This is a genomic window from Parasphingorhabdus sp. (assembly GCF_048269915.1).
In the GTDB taxonomy this organism is placed as follows: domain Bacteria; phylum Pseudomonadota; class Alphaproteobacteria; order Sphingomonadales; family Sphingomonadaceae; genus Parasphingorhabdus.
In genome coordinates this window covers 325,153-338,833 of the sequence record NZ_JBLWTY010000003.1, presented here as the reverse complement: position 1 = coordinate 338,833, position 13,681 = coordinate 325,153, and the positions used below count along the sequence as shown (strand labels likewise).

The window sequence follows — 13,681 nt, the reverse complement described above, 5'->3', positions numbered from 1 at the left end:
TTATCTATTATGACTTGATTGTTGGATGGATACCAGCAGCACCTGGATCGCCAAATTCTGACTGACCTTCCAGATCGTCGCCGATATTTTCGTCTTCAAGCGTATCTAGGTGCATCAGCTTTTTGACGAGCGGTGAAATCACGATCACCCCTACACCAACGCCTACGGCTACCCAGCCAACCGTTGAATAGACTTCCAGCACGCGTTCTGGACCAGCACCTTCCGCACCAACGGCAGAAGCGATCAGTCCAGCGGCAAAATTGCCCGTCGCGGATGCGAAAAACCAGGTTCCCATGATCAGACTTGCCATATGAGCGGGGGCCAGACGGTTCATAGCGCTCAACCCGACAGGCGACAGGCAAAGTTCGCCTGTTGTGTGCAAGAGATAGATCAGGAAGATGAAAATCACCGGAGTCAAATTTCCTGTTCCCGCGGCCAAGGCACCGGCAACGAGAACCAGAAAACCGGCACCAAGCTGGATCAGGCCCAAGCCGAATTTCGCCGGCGCCGACGGCTCCAGCCCCCTGCGCCCCAACATGGTCCAGAGCAATGCAAACAGGGGAGCCAGCAGCACAATATAGATGGCGTTGATCGACTGGAACACGGAAGCCGGCACCTCGATGCCGAAGATATTCCGGTCAACGCTGCGGTCGGTGAAGAGGTTCAACGAGGACCCCGCCTGCTCGAACAAGGCCCAGAAGAGAATGGAGCCGAAAATCAGGAACATCGCGGCAAAAATCCGGTCCCGGTCCTGCGGGGCGAGTTTTGCTACAGCGGTGTACAACACGTAGATCACCAGGATCGCGCCTGCTATTCCAAGCAACGAGCCGACCAGTGCCTGATACTGGATCAGCACCCAAACGAGGCCGACCGTGGCAAAGCTGAGAATGTACAGCACCCATTCAAATTTGATGCCGCCGATCTTGCTTTCGAGACGCTGCGGATCACTGGATTCGCCACGACCAACGAGCAGCGGCTTGCCCCAGATAAACACGATCAGTCCGAGCAACATGCCCAGACCAGCGGCACCAAAGCCGTAGGACCAGCCATAGGTCTGGCCCAGCCAGCCGGCAATAATGGCTCCGAGCGCTGCACCGAGATTAATGCCCATGTAGAAGATCGTATAGGCTGGATCACGGCGGATATCGGTGCGGGAGTAGAGCTGTCCGACAATGACCGAAATATTGGCCTTCAAAAAGCCTGATCCGACGATGATGAATGCCAGCGCAAGCCAGAAAATACTGATCGCAGGATCGGCTTGTCCGGCGCCTTCTCCTTCGAAAGCCATCAGGAAATGGCCGAAGGTCAGCAGCAATGCGCCAAAAGCAACTGCTTTTCGCTGCCCCAGATAACGGTCCGCCAGATAGCCGCCAATCACCGGCGTAATATAGACCAGGGCAGTATAGGCACCGTAGATAATACCCGCTTCGCTGTCCGAGAACATCCAGTGCTGGACGAGATAGAAAATGAGCAAGGCCCGCATGCCATAATAAGAGAAACGCTCCCACATTTCGGCAAAAAACAGAACAAAAAGCCCCTTGGGATGACCGAGGAACGTTCCTCTCGCATCACCCGATTCTGCGTATCCACCCGACATATACTAACTCCCCGATAAACTGGTGTGGGCTGTCAAATGCAGCCCGATTGCATCGCACCCTAATGAAAAAAGTGCGCAAGTGAAGCAGATTGTTACAAGCGAGACCGGTTTATCGACAAATCTGCTTGCAATCGGCCCCGTCTCTTCCGAAGTGGTCAGGATGACGGAAAAACAATTTAACGACTTGAGCAGCCTTGCCGCCTATTTGCCTTCCCGCCGTTCCGGACGGCCGCGTGATATGGTGGCCCCCGGCCCCAGCGATGCACAGATCGAGGAAATTGTTTCGATCGCCCTGCGCACACCGGATCATGGCAAGCTCGCTCCCTGGCGCGTGATCTCTGTTGGTGACGACCAGCGCTCACGGCTCGCGCAGGGCATTCATGCCGCCTATCTGAAAGAGCGGCCGGATGCCGGGCGGATGGAAATGGAGTCTCTGGAATCCATGGCCTGCTTCGCACCGACCCTGCTCGTGCTGCTGTCTTCACCGGTGGAATCGACCAAAATCCCGCTGTGGGAACAGGAACTGAGCTGCGGCGCTTTTGCGATGAACATGCTGCATGCGGCCCATGCCATGGGTTTTGTCGGCGGCTGGATTACCGGTTGGCCCGCTTTCAACGACGATGTCCGCGACCTGTTCGGCGCAGCGCCGGAAAAAATTGCCGGCTTCTTCTATTTCGGCACCTGTACTGCGGAACCAGTCGAACGGCCGCGCCCGGCACTGCGCGACATATTATCCCGCTGGACCCCGCCTGCGACAGAATAGATCGTTTCATTATCAATAGATATAACCTTACGTTCTGTCGTTACCGTTAGACTTTGTCGCCGGGATAACGTGGTATTGGGTGGGATATCGCGGGATGAAAGCTAATTAAGAGACCCATTGAATTTGGAATTTTTATCGAAATTTTCGAAAAATGATTGGCAGGTCGCCCATGTAAAACTACCTGCCAATCATCCTCTGTCGGTGTCGCTTTGCAGAGAGACACCGAGCGCAGGAGACTATGGGATCAATCCCCTGCACTTCCACCAGCCCCAACAACAAAGCTAGCGAAACTGAATTTTCGGGAAATGATTGGCAGGTGGAATATCGCGAAACCACCCACCAATCATCCCGTCGCGATGGCCCCACTTCGACACAAGGCGCACCGCCTCAACATGTCCGGCCCGAACGCCGCCTGCTGAGCAAAAGCCGAAGTGAAGGAAAAACACTTCGACAATCTCTAACCCGCAAATCCAAGCGACCTTCCCAATGTAACAGCTAAAGATACATCGTCATTCGTAGCCTTCACTCGCTTGACCTTGGCTGTCGTTCCGAGATCCGTGCGGATATCGACTTCTATTTTCCCTCCAACGCTGGTTTTCGAGCCACGCATGGATAAGAGCTTTGAATTGTTATTTGCAGCGGGTGCAAATTTCCGCGCCAATGGAGCTGCTTTTTTCGTGCCCGTTAATCCGGAATCGCGAGCGGCATTGCTGACTGATTTACTGACCGATTGGCCGGAAAATAGATTTCCCAAAACACGGAAGCTGAACGTGCCGCCATTGAGGACTTTACGCATCCAACCAGGCAACATGTTCCATATTGCCGATACACCATCGGAAAACACCCTCTTAGCGTCTTCCCACATGCCTCTTAGATGGCTCAAAATCGCATCGACGCCGCCCTTGACCTTGTCGCTAAAACCCTTCCACAAGCCGCCAAACCAAGCACTGATCTTATCCCAATTTCGATAGAGGAGGTAAGCGCCAGCCGCTACCGTAGCGATCACGGCAACTACCGCCCATATTGGTGCACCGGCGATTGAAACCACACCCAAAGCCGTGGCGAGACCGTAAAGGCCAAGACTGATTTTGCCGATGATCGCAACCACAGCGATATCAATTACCGTCCCAAAATTGACCTTGCCCAATACCGTTGCCACCGCTGCCAAGCCACTCGCGATTTTCACGAGCTGCGAACCTACCTCATCCCACTTTATGTCGGCAATCCATTCACCCATGGAAACCATGCTATCCCCGATCTGCTTCGCCCATTCATCCAGCTTGCCGTTTGTCTTTAGCTTGTCGATCCAATTCGTTAGTTGCTCCAGCTTCGCAATCACGAAATCGAAAACGCCGGATTGGCCAATTTTGAGAAGAAATCCGGACCATTGGCTAGACAGTTTGGACGTCAGGCTTTTGAATTTTGTTCCGAACCCTTTGTCCAGTTCCACGCCTGTTTTGATTACTGATCTCACCAAACCTGCAAATAAAACAGGAATCGCGGTGATTGCAGCCAGGCCAATTTTGATGCCAGCCCCGATCACCTTGCCGGTGAATTTGCCAACTCTCTCAGCTTGTTTAATCAACCGACCTTCATCTATTTTTCCACGCACAACGAATGTCGAAGGACGCTTTACCAGCACTTTGAAAAGCCTGACTGCCCGGCTGGATTTGTTGACACTTCGAGTTAAATTTGAGAGCTTTCCGCTAGTATTGTCCGACACTTTGCCCAAGCCGGAAACCGAGCCAGCTGCCTTTTTTGTAGGCGCGCTCATTTGGTCGATTGCTTTCAATACCAAGCTAAGTTTCAGTGCCATCCGCTATTCGTCTCGCTTGCTCGTGCCAATAGTCAATATCGGCTGAATTCATTTCCCAAAGCTGGTTTGGCGGAAAATGGAAAGTCGCGGCAATATCGCCGATCTGGTCTAACCAGTTGACTTTCCAGGCCCCATAAAACCCTCGATAATTTCTCCGATCGCGGCAAGGTCCGCAGCGTGCATTTCATCAACAAAAAATCGGTCCAGGCCTGTCAATCTTTCGATCATTTCCAACGATTGGGATATGTCACCTTGGACGTTGTTCAGCGCCCGCATGTCTTTGCCGCGTGGTTCACGGATGGACACTTTGTCCACGCTTTCCTCGCGGTTTCCTTCCTTATTTTTGAAGGAGACAGTGATGGTGTGAAGTAGCTGATACTCGACATCTTTCATGCCGGTATCTCGCCACTAAAGAACGGTCGCACAGCATACCGGATACCGTCCGCTAAGTTTAGTGAACGGAGCAGTTGTTCACTTGGCGCAGAACCATCTTCCAAGGTCATCGTCCCCAGAACTGATCGCACCAGATCATCGCATGGCGGCTCATCACCTGTTTCCAAATCTTTGAATTCAGCATGTTTGATGGCGGTTTCAACACGGACGCCGTCACGTGTGGTGGCACAGTTAATAGCCCGCCGAAAATATAGCTTTTTCATAATAAAATTCTCCAAAATCAGGATATCCAGGGTGAAACCATTAGCTCTGCGCTTTCGAACCAAGAGTTGCTTTCGCCCGCTTCGCCGAGCATGTTTTTGAGCAGTTTCCTGCCCTTGCCTTCGAGTTCCGTAGGAACAAATAAGTGAGTTCCCCGGACACCGAGCAAACGACCATTATTGCCGCGCAGTTTTGCCATCGAAGTTCGAGCGGCTTCGTAGTTGTCTGCGTTCAATTCAGCTTTGGAAGCATAAGCCATCTGCCACAGACCATAGCCAACGTTGCAACGGCCACGGACGCCGTAAAGAAATTCGTCGTTCTTGAAGACGTGTTCATCGTTAGAATGATCCATGCGTTGCATTTCAAACGGCATACGCTCTTGATATATGAACGGACGTACTGCGCGGCTTAGGTCCAGCAAATACCAGGCCGGCGAGGCCCCTGCCTGAAAATTCGACATGCTTTGCTCTTCCCCAGCGTCATCAGAAACCGGATGGTCCGTATCAAAAAAATTCTGTCCGTCATAACATGGGCTGGTAAAACCATTTCCAATCAGTTCGGCTAGGAGCTTCTCAGGATGTTCAGCAGTGCGCCTCCCCATATCTTCAAAAAGCGGTGACAGAATGCCAATTTTGTCGTCCTCCATGTCAGTTCTTTTTATGGATATCGTGCTCTCAAACTTTCGATTTTTGATTTTGAAACCGTGAGTTTCAAGCCCTCTAATTCGCCGGTCACCGAGCCATTCCCGAATTTCTGGTAGCTGACCAAGCCAGCCATACACTTCCTCCGAACCCCCTGATTTCGTCATCATCACGATGTCTTGGTAAACAGTCTTTGCGCCTTCGAACCCTTTGTTGAAGACAACATTGAAGCCGGTCGACATGGTTTGGAGCGTTTGAGAATTAACTAGCATTTTTGTTTCCTAAAATTGTTTTTCGAGTTTAAGATTTTTGAGGAATTTCGCCCCGTTCGCGCATCTCTTTCAGAATGCGATAAACAGACCGCTCGCTGTAATTTACGACCTTCGATATCTCCCGGACGAGATTTCCAGCCAAGTGCAGCAATTTGATTGTTTCGTGAGCTTTCGCGGTATTGGATGATATGCCGAGCGGCACATCAATTGACTCGCCACCAAGAGCTTCCACCACAGGTGTGGCGTCATCCAAGCCGAGAACTTCTACCAGTTTGCAACCGGGGGTAATTTTTTGGACAATGTATATCCGCTGGCCGCCGAATGCTTCAATCAACCGATTTGAAACGTTGGTGCCTGCAACCTCATCCAGAGTTGCCATCGGGCTATCGTCAATGTTGGAATAATCATCGAATGTCATTTCGACGTATTAGCCTGACATGTATCAGGGACTTATCTGACAATAGTCAGAGAATTTTAATCCGAAATCACGAAATCAGAAAAATATCCAGCCGCAAAGAGATCTCGCCTCCGTTATTTGCCCGAAAAACGGTTTTAAGAGGGCCTAAGAGGTGGGGTGGAGTTGATTTAGGTGTCACGGTGGCCTTGCTCTTCCAAACGCGCTTTCCAGCCCTTTAATCCAGCGATCACTTTTGGCGCTGTTTTGTCGTCGAGGAATCGCAGTGCCGAAACTCCGAAACGGGATATCCACTTATTGAGTGAAATCTCACTGCCGCCGTTCGAAACCTCGTTCCACAGTTCGCGAATTAAACTGACCTGTCCGGCGGTCGCCATGCCGATCCGGTCATTGCTGCTAAAAGAGGCTTGCCGTTTGTCGCTGACAAAACCGAGCGAACGGAAATGGTCCATGAGGCGATCAAAGCCGGTGTCGTCCATTTTGGTCGAACTTTCGACACCGGCATATTCTCGAAGCGCAGCCCGATATCGTTCATCCGAAAGGCCAAGCTGGCGCTTGGCAATCTGGACGAGCTGGATGCGCTTCTTCCAGTTCATGATCTGCCCGACAATCTTTGAGCCACTTTCTCAATCCGCTTGGCGAGAAACGACATTTTCTTTACGGCCAAACTCGGACTTTTTTGAGTTCTGGATAGTCCGGCAATCGTTGCCGGACTATCCTTCCGGCGCTGCATTGCCCTTTCAATGATCGACAATTTCATGAGGCTACCTTTCCACCGCTTTCGTCTCGGGAATGCAGCAACGCTTCCGCTTCCGAGAGCTTTTCATCTGCCCTTCCGTTTTCAACTTTTGCAAGTTCGACAAGCATCGCAATCTGAAATGACAGTTCGCTTTCGTCGGCGTCGGTCAATTTCGCTATTGAGCTGATCGCAGTCGCGACCCGCATCACATGCGATTGTGCCTGGGCAACTTTGTTGGCGGTTTCTTGTGGGACAGATTTCACCTCAACAGGTGGCGCTTTGACAACAGAAAGCTTCTTAAACTCTTCAAAAATAACCGCATATGGCGATTTGACCATCGAAATGAGCGCGATTGTCGCTTTGATCGCAGCGCTCCGCATGTCTTCCGCATCTTTGCTGTCATCATCCAGCATCAATTCGATCATGGAGAGCATTTCCGCAATTTCACACAGACGGCCGTCAATATCGTGCAGCGCGAGGCCAGCATCGATACTGCCATCTTTCTGGATATAATTTTCAAAGTGTTTTTGTTGCAGGTCTTGTAGGTAGGCCATGTCGTTTCCTCTCGTTGTTGGTCTCTGGTCGTAAACTGTGTTTTTTTTCGATCATTGATTGAGTGTATTTCTCACGATTTCGGCGGTGACCGACGCGCCGTCCGCATAGAGTTGGCATTTGCGGATAACGCTGTTCACTTGCCGCAAATCCCGCTTGACCCGTGATTGCGAGAAAAAGTCGATAATCGCCGCAACCGCGCCCTTGTCGCTGATCCCTTTGGCTTCAATCACCAGGGCCAAATCAGCGTTGGATAAATTGCTGTATTCCAGCTGCTCGAAATGGGTCAGGCGGCTGCGCACGGCACCGGTCAGAACGCTATCGGTCCCTTCCGACAGCGCAAATTCAGGGTTCCCGATGAATATCAGCCCCAGCGGCAACAACATTGTCGGACGGTGCCGGTCGTTCCAATCGCGAAGACTTTCGATAGCTTCCCGGTTCAAACGTTGCGCTTCGTCGAAGATCACCGTAATTTCAGGGCCGTCACCGCTCTTTGCCTTTTCTATCAAATCGTCTCGGAAGTGCCCCCAACGTGGCTCAAACACCTCTAGCAGATAGCTCCTGATCTTCTGTTGCAACGTGTAACGGGTATGCGATGATTGCGCATCCAGGGGACGTTTTGTCATTTCACGGAGTGCCAGTTCGATTTGTTGCATAACGGCGACAGCACCGGCTCCGGAGCGTGTCGCACCATTCGGAACTTTGACCACGATGCAGGATTCGCCGTACTCGGATGCAAATTCATTTATGGCCGTGGTTTTACCGATGCCATAGGGACCGGAAACCACTGATATTCCGCGCTCAAAGTGCGTTTCCTCCATGATGGAAAACAGGAGCCGGTGAACCGACGTGCTGACGGTCTCCGTTGCCGGTTTTTGAACCAACTCAACGACGCCCATATTTTTTCTCCAATAGTTCGGTTTGGCGATTTTGTCGGGCAATCCGCCGCTCTTGTTCGGTCGGCTGCGATTCCCGTTTGCGTTCACCTTCGAAGCGCGCATCGGCCAGCGCTTTTGCATCATCGGATTGTGACAATTCGATTAGTGGCGCTGGCGCTGCCCTGGTCGGCATATCAATTACGCGGTCGGCGATGTTCTGCGCAAAATCGACGCTCGGCACTTGTCGCTTCAACCGCGTTGCCCGTTTTTCGTTCGATGATTGGGATCGGCTGCTCTCAATCGCCAAGGAAATGTCGCCGGGCAGGTGCATCATTTCCGGCTCCAATTCAGCCCAGCCAAGTTCAGGAAGCATTGCCAATGGATAAGCGCCGCGCCGATAAGGAATCGCGATCTCTATGGTTTGGCCATTTGGCAATTCCGGGTGACGAAAACGCTCACCCTTTATAGAAACCGAGCCGCGATCCACGCGCCGCGTAATGCGATCCCCAAAGGCTGCATCCAGTGCCAGCGTCTCAATACTGACCGGACGCCAGCCTTTTTCGAGATGATCGTGATAGCATTGGGTTGGGCTCACCCCTTTGAACGGGCCGCTTTTCAATTCCCAATTTTCGAAGTCGGCAATTCGAACGAGCGCCTCTTGCACAAATTCATCGAAAGACCCGGAATATGGTTTTGGCGGCTTTCCTAAAGTCTGGATTTTCTTGTTCATCCTGTCGCCACCGGCATAGCCTTCCATTTGTGAGAAAACGGCCCGATCCAACATGGAAAATTTGTTTTCGATTGGCTTGGAAGCCCCGGAATAGGCCTTGGCATTGATGACGGTTTTAGCGCCTTCCTCCGCCACCATGGCGAGCGCGGAACGGATTTTATCGAACATATAATATTCGGTTCCGTTGTCTCGATAAACTTGCTGGGGAAAGCCCCAATTAGGGTCGCTAACCATCCGCAAAAAGCCGTCTATTACATGCTCTTGCCGGACGCCCTCGCCTTTTGCGAGCATGACAAAATGACAGAAAATCCGGTGCGTTCCGGTATCCATGAAGCCGATAAGCTTTGGCCAAGTCTCGCTTCCATCAGGCCGCAAAACAACGCAATCAAGCGGTTTCACGTCCATCACGACTTGCTCCATTGGCTTGAAAGCCCGATTGTCTCGCCGTCCGCGTGGTTTCATATCGTCAAATTTCTTGCGGTTATTGGCGCGGATATCGACAATGCGGTGATGTTCGGTTTCCATTACGCGCCGCCGCGATAGCTTGAACGCGGATTTTGGAAGGTCGATATTCTGTTCGCGGCAATGGCGCTGGAAAGCTGTGATTGCCTCCAGCCGGACGCGCCACCAACCATGGCGCTGCGCCGGTGATTGCCATGCCGCCGCTGTCAAACCCGCTACCAGCTCGGCTAGTTCCGGCAATTGGTCTGCCGGATATCCAGCCTTTACGAATGCTTGGTCAAATGTTCGCGAGACATGGACGCGCTTTGCGCCGGAATTTGAAGGGCGTTGGTTGGCAAGCGCATTCGCATCGCCGCCGCTTTCCTCCAGCCGTTGGATATAGCGCTGCAAAGTGCGAACGGTTGTGCGATATTTCTTGGCTGCGCGCTCCAGTTCATATTTGCGTTCCGGCGAGCGTGGCGGATAATCAAGCGCTTCATCGATCATTTCCAGCCGCCGCTGGATAATCTCGCTTTGGTCAGATGCCGGGACCGGGCGCGTGTATTCGACCAACTCAGTCGATTGTGAGGGGGCTATAAGAAGCTTCTGATAGGCCCATGGGAGACTGCTAAGAAGCACTTCATATTGCTTTCCAGCAGCGCCGCCCTTCCCTGTCGCAACGCGGACAGTAACCGGCCATTTTTTAGTTGGCTCACCTTTTGCGGCTTTCGCGAGATGATATCGCGCAGTGCGTTCTGGAATGTCAGCGAGATCGGAAAAATCATCGCATGTCAGCCACATATCAGTCATTGACGGCAACTATTCCGGCTGCGGCTTTGACCCGTTGGCGAAGCGACCTAGCCGCAGGTCCATTCAATTTGCCGGACATCACATGGTGAGCATATCCGGGATCAACGCCTTCTGACCTGCACCAAGCTTTAAAAGTTGTGCCTTGTAAGATAAAGCCACTACGAACCTTAGGTAGAAGAGTCGTTTCAGAAAGAGCAGTTTTCATGTCCATCACCTCAGTTGATAATTGATTACACAAATTTTAACATGATGCAAACACTTACTGACATCCAGGGACAGGTCGAAACTGTCATCACTGAGCTGAAGCGGAGATCGGGAACGACCACCGATGGAGAATTGGCGCTGGCTATCGGTACCAGCCAAGCTAACATCTCAAACTGGCGATCCCGTGGAAAAGTGCCGAAATCTATCCTACTTAAGTGCGAAAAACTGGAAGAAAATATATGGTCAAAGTCCAGTCACTATGTCGCAGCCAGGATTGTAGCTTTCCGGGTGGCCGAATACGCTTTCCAAACTTCTAAGGAAGCGGGTTCTGAGGGTGGCCGATACCTATTTTACGCACTTGTCGCGACAATATTCCCAGCTCTTATTGACGTCTTAGCAGATGACATTGCTCAGAAAGAGCGATCCAGCCAACGCATGGCTACAGATATCGCTCAAGATTTGATTGAGAACAAAGAATATCTTAAGCTGGTGTGGAACTGGTTGAAAAATAGCAGCGCTGAAGAAATTTTATCAACGAAAAAGTTGCCGCAATAACCGCTAAAAGTTGCCGCAATAGGTTTTTTTGTAAAAGCACAATGCCTAGATTTCTGCCGCCTTCAGCATTGCGGCAACTTTTCCGCTTAGCAGCGAACCATTGCGGCAACTCTTACCGCAGTTTTCTACCGATTATTGGGAACCTTGCGACAAATCCTAATGGTACGCCGATGACAAATCGTAAAAGCGCTTCCATCAACTAAACGCCGGAAAAGCCGGAACTTATCCCTTGCCCGCCTCGCTGTATTATGGCAGTGATGCAGCATGAACAATACAAGCAAACCTGTCTATCTGAAATTGCGGGATATTATCGCCGAATCCATACTCGACGGCGAGTATCGCGAAGGTGACATGCTGCCTTCGGTACGGGTGTTTGCAGCGGACCAGGGGGCCAACCCGCTGACCGTCGCCAAAGCCTATCAGGGCTTTCAGGAAGACGGACTGGTCACCGTGAAGCGCGGTGTTGGCATGTTTGTCGCCGCTGGCGCGAAAAACCGTCTGCGTCAGACCCAGAGAGAAGATTTCATCAAGAATATCTGGCCCCCGGTCGAGCGCCAGATGAAGCGGCTCGATCTGTCGGTCGACGATTTGCTGAAAAGCGACGCCTGAACGGCGGTCAGTTTTTGACGTTCCTCCGGTTCTCCGCATAGGCACGCTTCAGACTTTTCCGATAAACAGGATTGTCTGGCATGATGGCCACGGCTTTCTTAAGCAGGCTGACCGCATCTTTCTGCCGGCCATCCGCCGCCATCAGAGCCAGGCCATAGAGATGGGATACCACCGGGCTGGAGGGTTGTACGCGATAAGCGATCCGACCTGCTGCAATGGCTTTGTCAGTCTGTCCCAGTCCCGTATAAGCCTGTGTCAGGCCGGCCATGATCAACGCATCATTCTCGCCAATCCGCTGACGCAAATTCTCTAGTATATGCACTGCAGTCGTCCAGCTTCCGGTTTCCAGATGCGCATAAGCCATCCAGCGCAACCCGGCGACATCGCCAGGGTTATAGTTAAGATATTGCGCCAGCACCTCGCCCGATTGCTGCATCGCACCCTTGGCGCGCAAAACCTCGATCAGGCGTAACATGACCGGTTCGGAAAAACGGATGCTGCGGGCCTGTTCCAGTGCGTCCAGAGCTTGATCATAATCGCCCAGGCTTATCGCAGTGTCGGCGACCAGTATATGGGCGTCACTAGCGCCGGGATTGGCTTGCTCAAGCTGTTTTGCTTCGGCAAGGGCCGCAACATAATCACCGGCATTATAGAGCGCCCGAATATAGGGAACCACTGCGCGCGCATCGTTGGGATTGCGCTGCGCCTCGGCGCGTAGCACGCCCAGCGGTGCTTTCTCGATAAAAGCACTTTTCCTGCCGACATCATGGACAGCAGCGCGATTCATCAACACAGCAGCCTGATCCCGCTTGCCCATGGCCTCCAGCGCCCGCGCGGCCAGCCACAAAGCGTAGGGATCGGCACCACTGCGAGTGACTTGCGATTGCAGCACCTCCACCGCGTCGCCAGCACTACCGGCAAGGTATAATGAGCGCGCGAGCAGGTTTTGCGCCTGCCGGTTGTGGGGTTGCATCGACGCTAGCAGGCTGAACTTGTCGACCGCTGCGTTGTAATTGCCCTGCCCATGCTCGATTATTGCCTGCACCAGCAGCACTGCTGGCACGTTGTCGATGGCCCCTCCGGTCTTGTGCATCAGTCGTCTTGCCAGATCATAATTACCCGCGCGCGCTGCCAGAACTGCCTGCATGAAAAAAGCCCGGGGGTTCCGGCTATCAAGAGCGATAATCTTGCGTGCCACGATCAGCATATCCGTCATCCGCCCCATATCGCCCAAGGTCGCGGCATATTCCGTCAGCAGCGGGACATCATTGGGATCAATCTCGAGCGCCCGTTTAAACCATGGCAAGGCGGCACCCAGTCCGAACTGGAAACGCAACAACTCACCACGATATTGCAAAGCGCGAATATTATTGGGGTCGAGCTTGACCGCTTCGTCGACTGCATTTGTCGCACCCGCCTGATTCCCGGAGGTGGCCCGAAAACGCGCAATATCAACCCATAGATCCGGGTTGCGCGGATCAAGCGCCATAGCCCGGCTGAAAGAAACACCCGCAAGCTCCAGATTGCCTTGTTGCAACGCCACCACACCCAGCATGCGGGCGGCATAGCCCCGATGTTCGAGCGGAATATCATCTGCCGATAGTTGATCCCGCGCCTGTTGCACCTTGCCCTGCAAAGACAGGGCATGACCATAGAGATGCCGCAGTGTTGCCCGCTCCCGACCCAGCTGGACCGCCCGGTCAAGCTCAGCTTCCGCCGCAATGCCATCGAACAGGCTCAGCAGAACCTCAGCCTGCGCCACACGCGCATCAACCCAATCAGGATCGGCCTTGATCGCATTCATCAGTTCTATCCGGGCAGATCTGACATCGTGATGAGCGCGAAACTGATCGGCTTTTGCGAATGCTTCCCGGGCATCGGCATTGCCTTCGCTGGCCGCGAAAATAGCCGTCGGCATGCCCGACAGGACCAAGGCCAGCACAGCCATCCATAAGATCGGCTTGCGTTGCGATCGTAATTTCTGGGTTAAGTGCAGCACCATGGC

15 protein-coding genes are annotated in these 13,681 nt (G+C 52.6%); 3 read left to right on the top strand and 12 right to left on the bottom strand.

The genetic code is table 11. From position 1 onward, the window contains the following. Positions 1 to 7: 7 nt before the first annotated feature. Positions 8 to 1,597, bottom strand: a complete 1,590-nt coding sequence (locus ACN0WX_RS10095; protein ID WP_417622186.1) for a peptide MFS transporter — start codon at positions 1,595 to 1,597, stop codon at positions 8 to 10. 160 nt (positions 1,598 to 1,757) lie between these two features. On the opposite strand from ACN0WX_RS10095, the gene ACN0WX_RS10090 reads away from it, so the two are divergent. Further along, entirely contained in the window at positions 1,758 to 2,360 is a 603-nt protein-coding gene (locus tag ACN0WX_RS10090) for a nitroreductase (protein ID WP_417622185.1), read from the top strand. A gap of 457 nt (positions 2,361 to 2,817) precedes the next feature. Here the strand turns inward: ACN0WX_RS10090 and ACN0WX_RS10085 are convergent, their stop codons facing one another. The 10 genes from ACN0WX_RS10085 to ACN0WX_RS10040 form a co-directional block, all read right to left on the bottom strand. Further along, on the bottom strand, positions 2,818 to 4,176 hold the full coding sequence (locus ACN0WX_RS10085) for a hypothetical protein (RefSeq protein ID WP_417622184.1): 1,359 nt from the start codon (positions 4,174 to 4,176) through the stop codon (positions 2,818 to 2,820). Further along, positions 4,160 to 4,270 carry a GpE family phage tail protein gene (locus ACN0WX_RS10080; RefSeq protein WP_417622440.1) on the bottom strand — a complete coding sequence of 37 codons (111 nt, stop codon included), beginning with the start codon at positions 4,268 to 4,270 and terminating at the stop codon, positions 4,160 to 4,162. The genes ACN0WX_RS10085 and ACN0WX_RS10080 overlap by 17 nt, the downstream gene beginning before the upstream one ends. 14 nt (positions 4,271 to 4,284) lie before the next feature. Continuing rightward, entirely contained in the window at positions 4,285 to 4,569 is a 285-nt protein-coding gene (locus ACN0WX_RS10075) for a phage tail assembly protein (protein WP_417622183.1), read from the bottom strand. After that, positions 4,566 to 4,832, bottom strand: a complete 267-nt coding sequence (locus ACN0WX_RS10070; RefSeq protein WP_417622182.1) for a hypothetical protein — start codon at positions 4,830 to 4,832, stop codon at positions 4,566 to 4,568. Before ACN0WX_RS10070 ends, ACN0WX_RS10075 begins: the two co-directional genes overlap by 4 nt. A 17-nt stretch (positions 4,833 to 4,849) precedes the next feature. Further along, positions 4,850 to 5,743 carry a Mu-like prophage major head subunit gpT family protein gene (locus tag ACN0WX_RS10065; RefSeq protein WP_417622181.1) on the bottom strand — a complete coding sequence of 298 codons (894 nt, stop codon included), beginning with the start codon at positions 5,741 to 5,743 and terminating at the stop codon, positions 4,850 to 4,852. A 28-nt stretch (positions 5,744 to 5,771) separates the two neighbouring features. Continuing rightward, positions 5,772 to 6,161, bottom strand: a complete 390-nt coding sequence (locus tag ACN0WX_RS10060; protein WP_417622180.1) for a hypothetical protein — start codon at positions 6,159 to 6,161, stop codon at positions 5,772 to 5,774. A gap of 167 nt (positions 6,162 to 6,328) precedes the next feature. Continuing rightward, positions 6,329 to 6,754 carry a regulatory protein GemA gene (locus ACN0WX_RS10055; RefSeq protein WP_417622179.1) on the bottom strand — a complete coding sequence of 142 codons (426 nt, stop codon included), beginning with the start codon at positions 6,752 to 6,754 and terminating at the stop codon, positions 6,329 to 6,331. A gap of 160 nt (positions 6,755 to 6,914) precedes the next feature. After that, positions 6,915 to 7,322 (bottom strand): hypothetical protein, encoded by a 408-nt coding sequence (locus tag ACN0WX_RS10050; RefSeq protein WP_417622178.1) that lies wholly within the window; start codon positions 7,320 to 7,322, stop codon positions 6,915 to 6,917. A gap of 180 nt (positions 7,323 to 7,502) precedes the next feature. Beyond that, the gene (locus ACN0WX_RS10045; protein WP_417622177.1) at positions 7,503 to 8,390 is read right to left on the bottom strand and encodes an AAA family ATPase; all 888 of its coding nucleotides are present in this window, start codon (positions 8,388 to 8,390) and stop codon (positions 7,503 to 7,505) included. After that, on the bottom strand, positions 8,335 to 10,308 hold the full coding sequence (locus ACN0WX_RS10040; RefSeq protein WP_417622176.1) for a hypothetical protein: 1,974 nt from the start codon (positions 10,306 to 10,308) through the stop codon (positions 8,335 to 8,337). Before ACN0WX_RS10040 ends, ACN0WX_RS10045 begins: the two co-directional genes overlap by 56 nt. A gap of 246 nt (positions 10,309 to 10,554) precedes the next feature. On the opposite strand from ACN0WX_RS10040, the gene ACN0WX_RS10035 reads away from it, so the two are divergent. Both ACN0WX_RS10035 and ACN0WX_RS10030 read left to right on the top strand, forming a co-directional pair. Next, positions 10,555 to 11,067 carry a helix-turn-helix domain-containing protein gene (locus ACN0WX_RS10035; protein ID WP_417622175.1) on the top strand — a complete coding sequence of 171 codons (513 nt, stop codon included), beginning with the start codon at positions 10,555 to 10,557 and terminating at the stop codon, positions 11,065 to 11,067. 264 nt (positions 11,068 to 11,331) lie between these two features. Beyond that, positions 11,332 to 11,676: a GntR family transcriptional regulator gene (locus tag ACN0WX_RS10030; RefSeq protein WP_417622174.1), complete on the top strand. Its 345-nt coding sequence runs from the start codon at positions 11,332 to 11,334 to the stop codon at positions 11,674 to 11,676. A 7-nt stretch (positions 11,677 to 11,683) separates the two neighbouring features. Here ACN0WX_RS10030 and ACN0WX_RS10025 read toward each other — a convergent pair whose 3' ends face one another. Next, a complete protein-coding gene (locus ACN0WX_RS10025; protein WP_417622173.1) occupies positions 11,684 to 13,678 on the bottom strand; it encodes a tetratricopeptide repeat protein in 1,995 nt (664 codons plus the stop codon). Between the last annotated feature and the right edge of the window lie 3 nt (positions 13,679 to 13,681).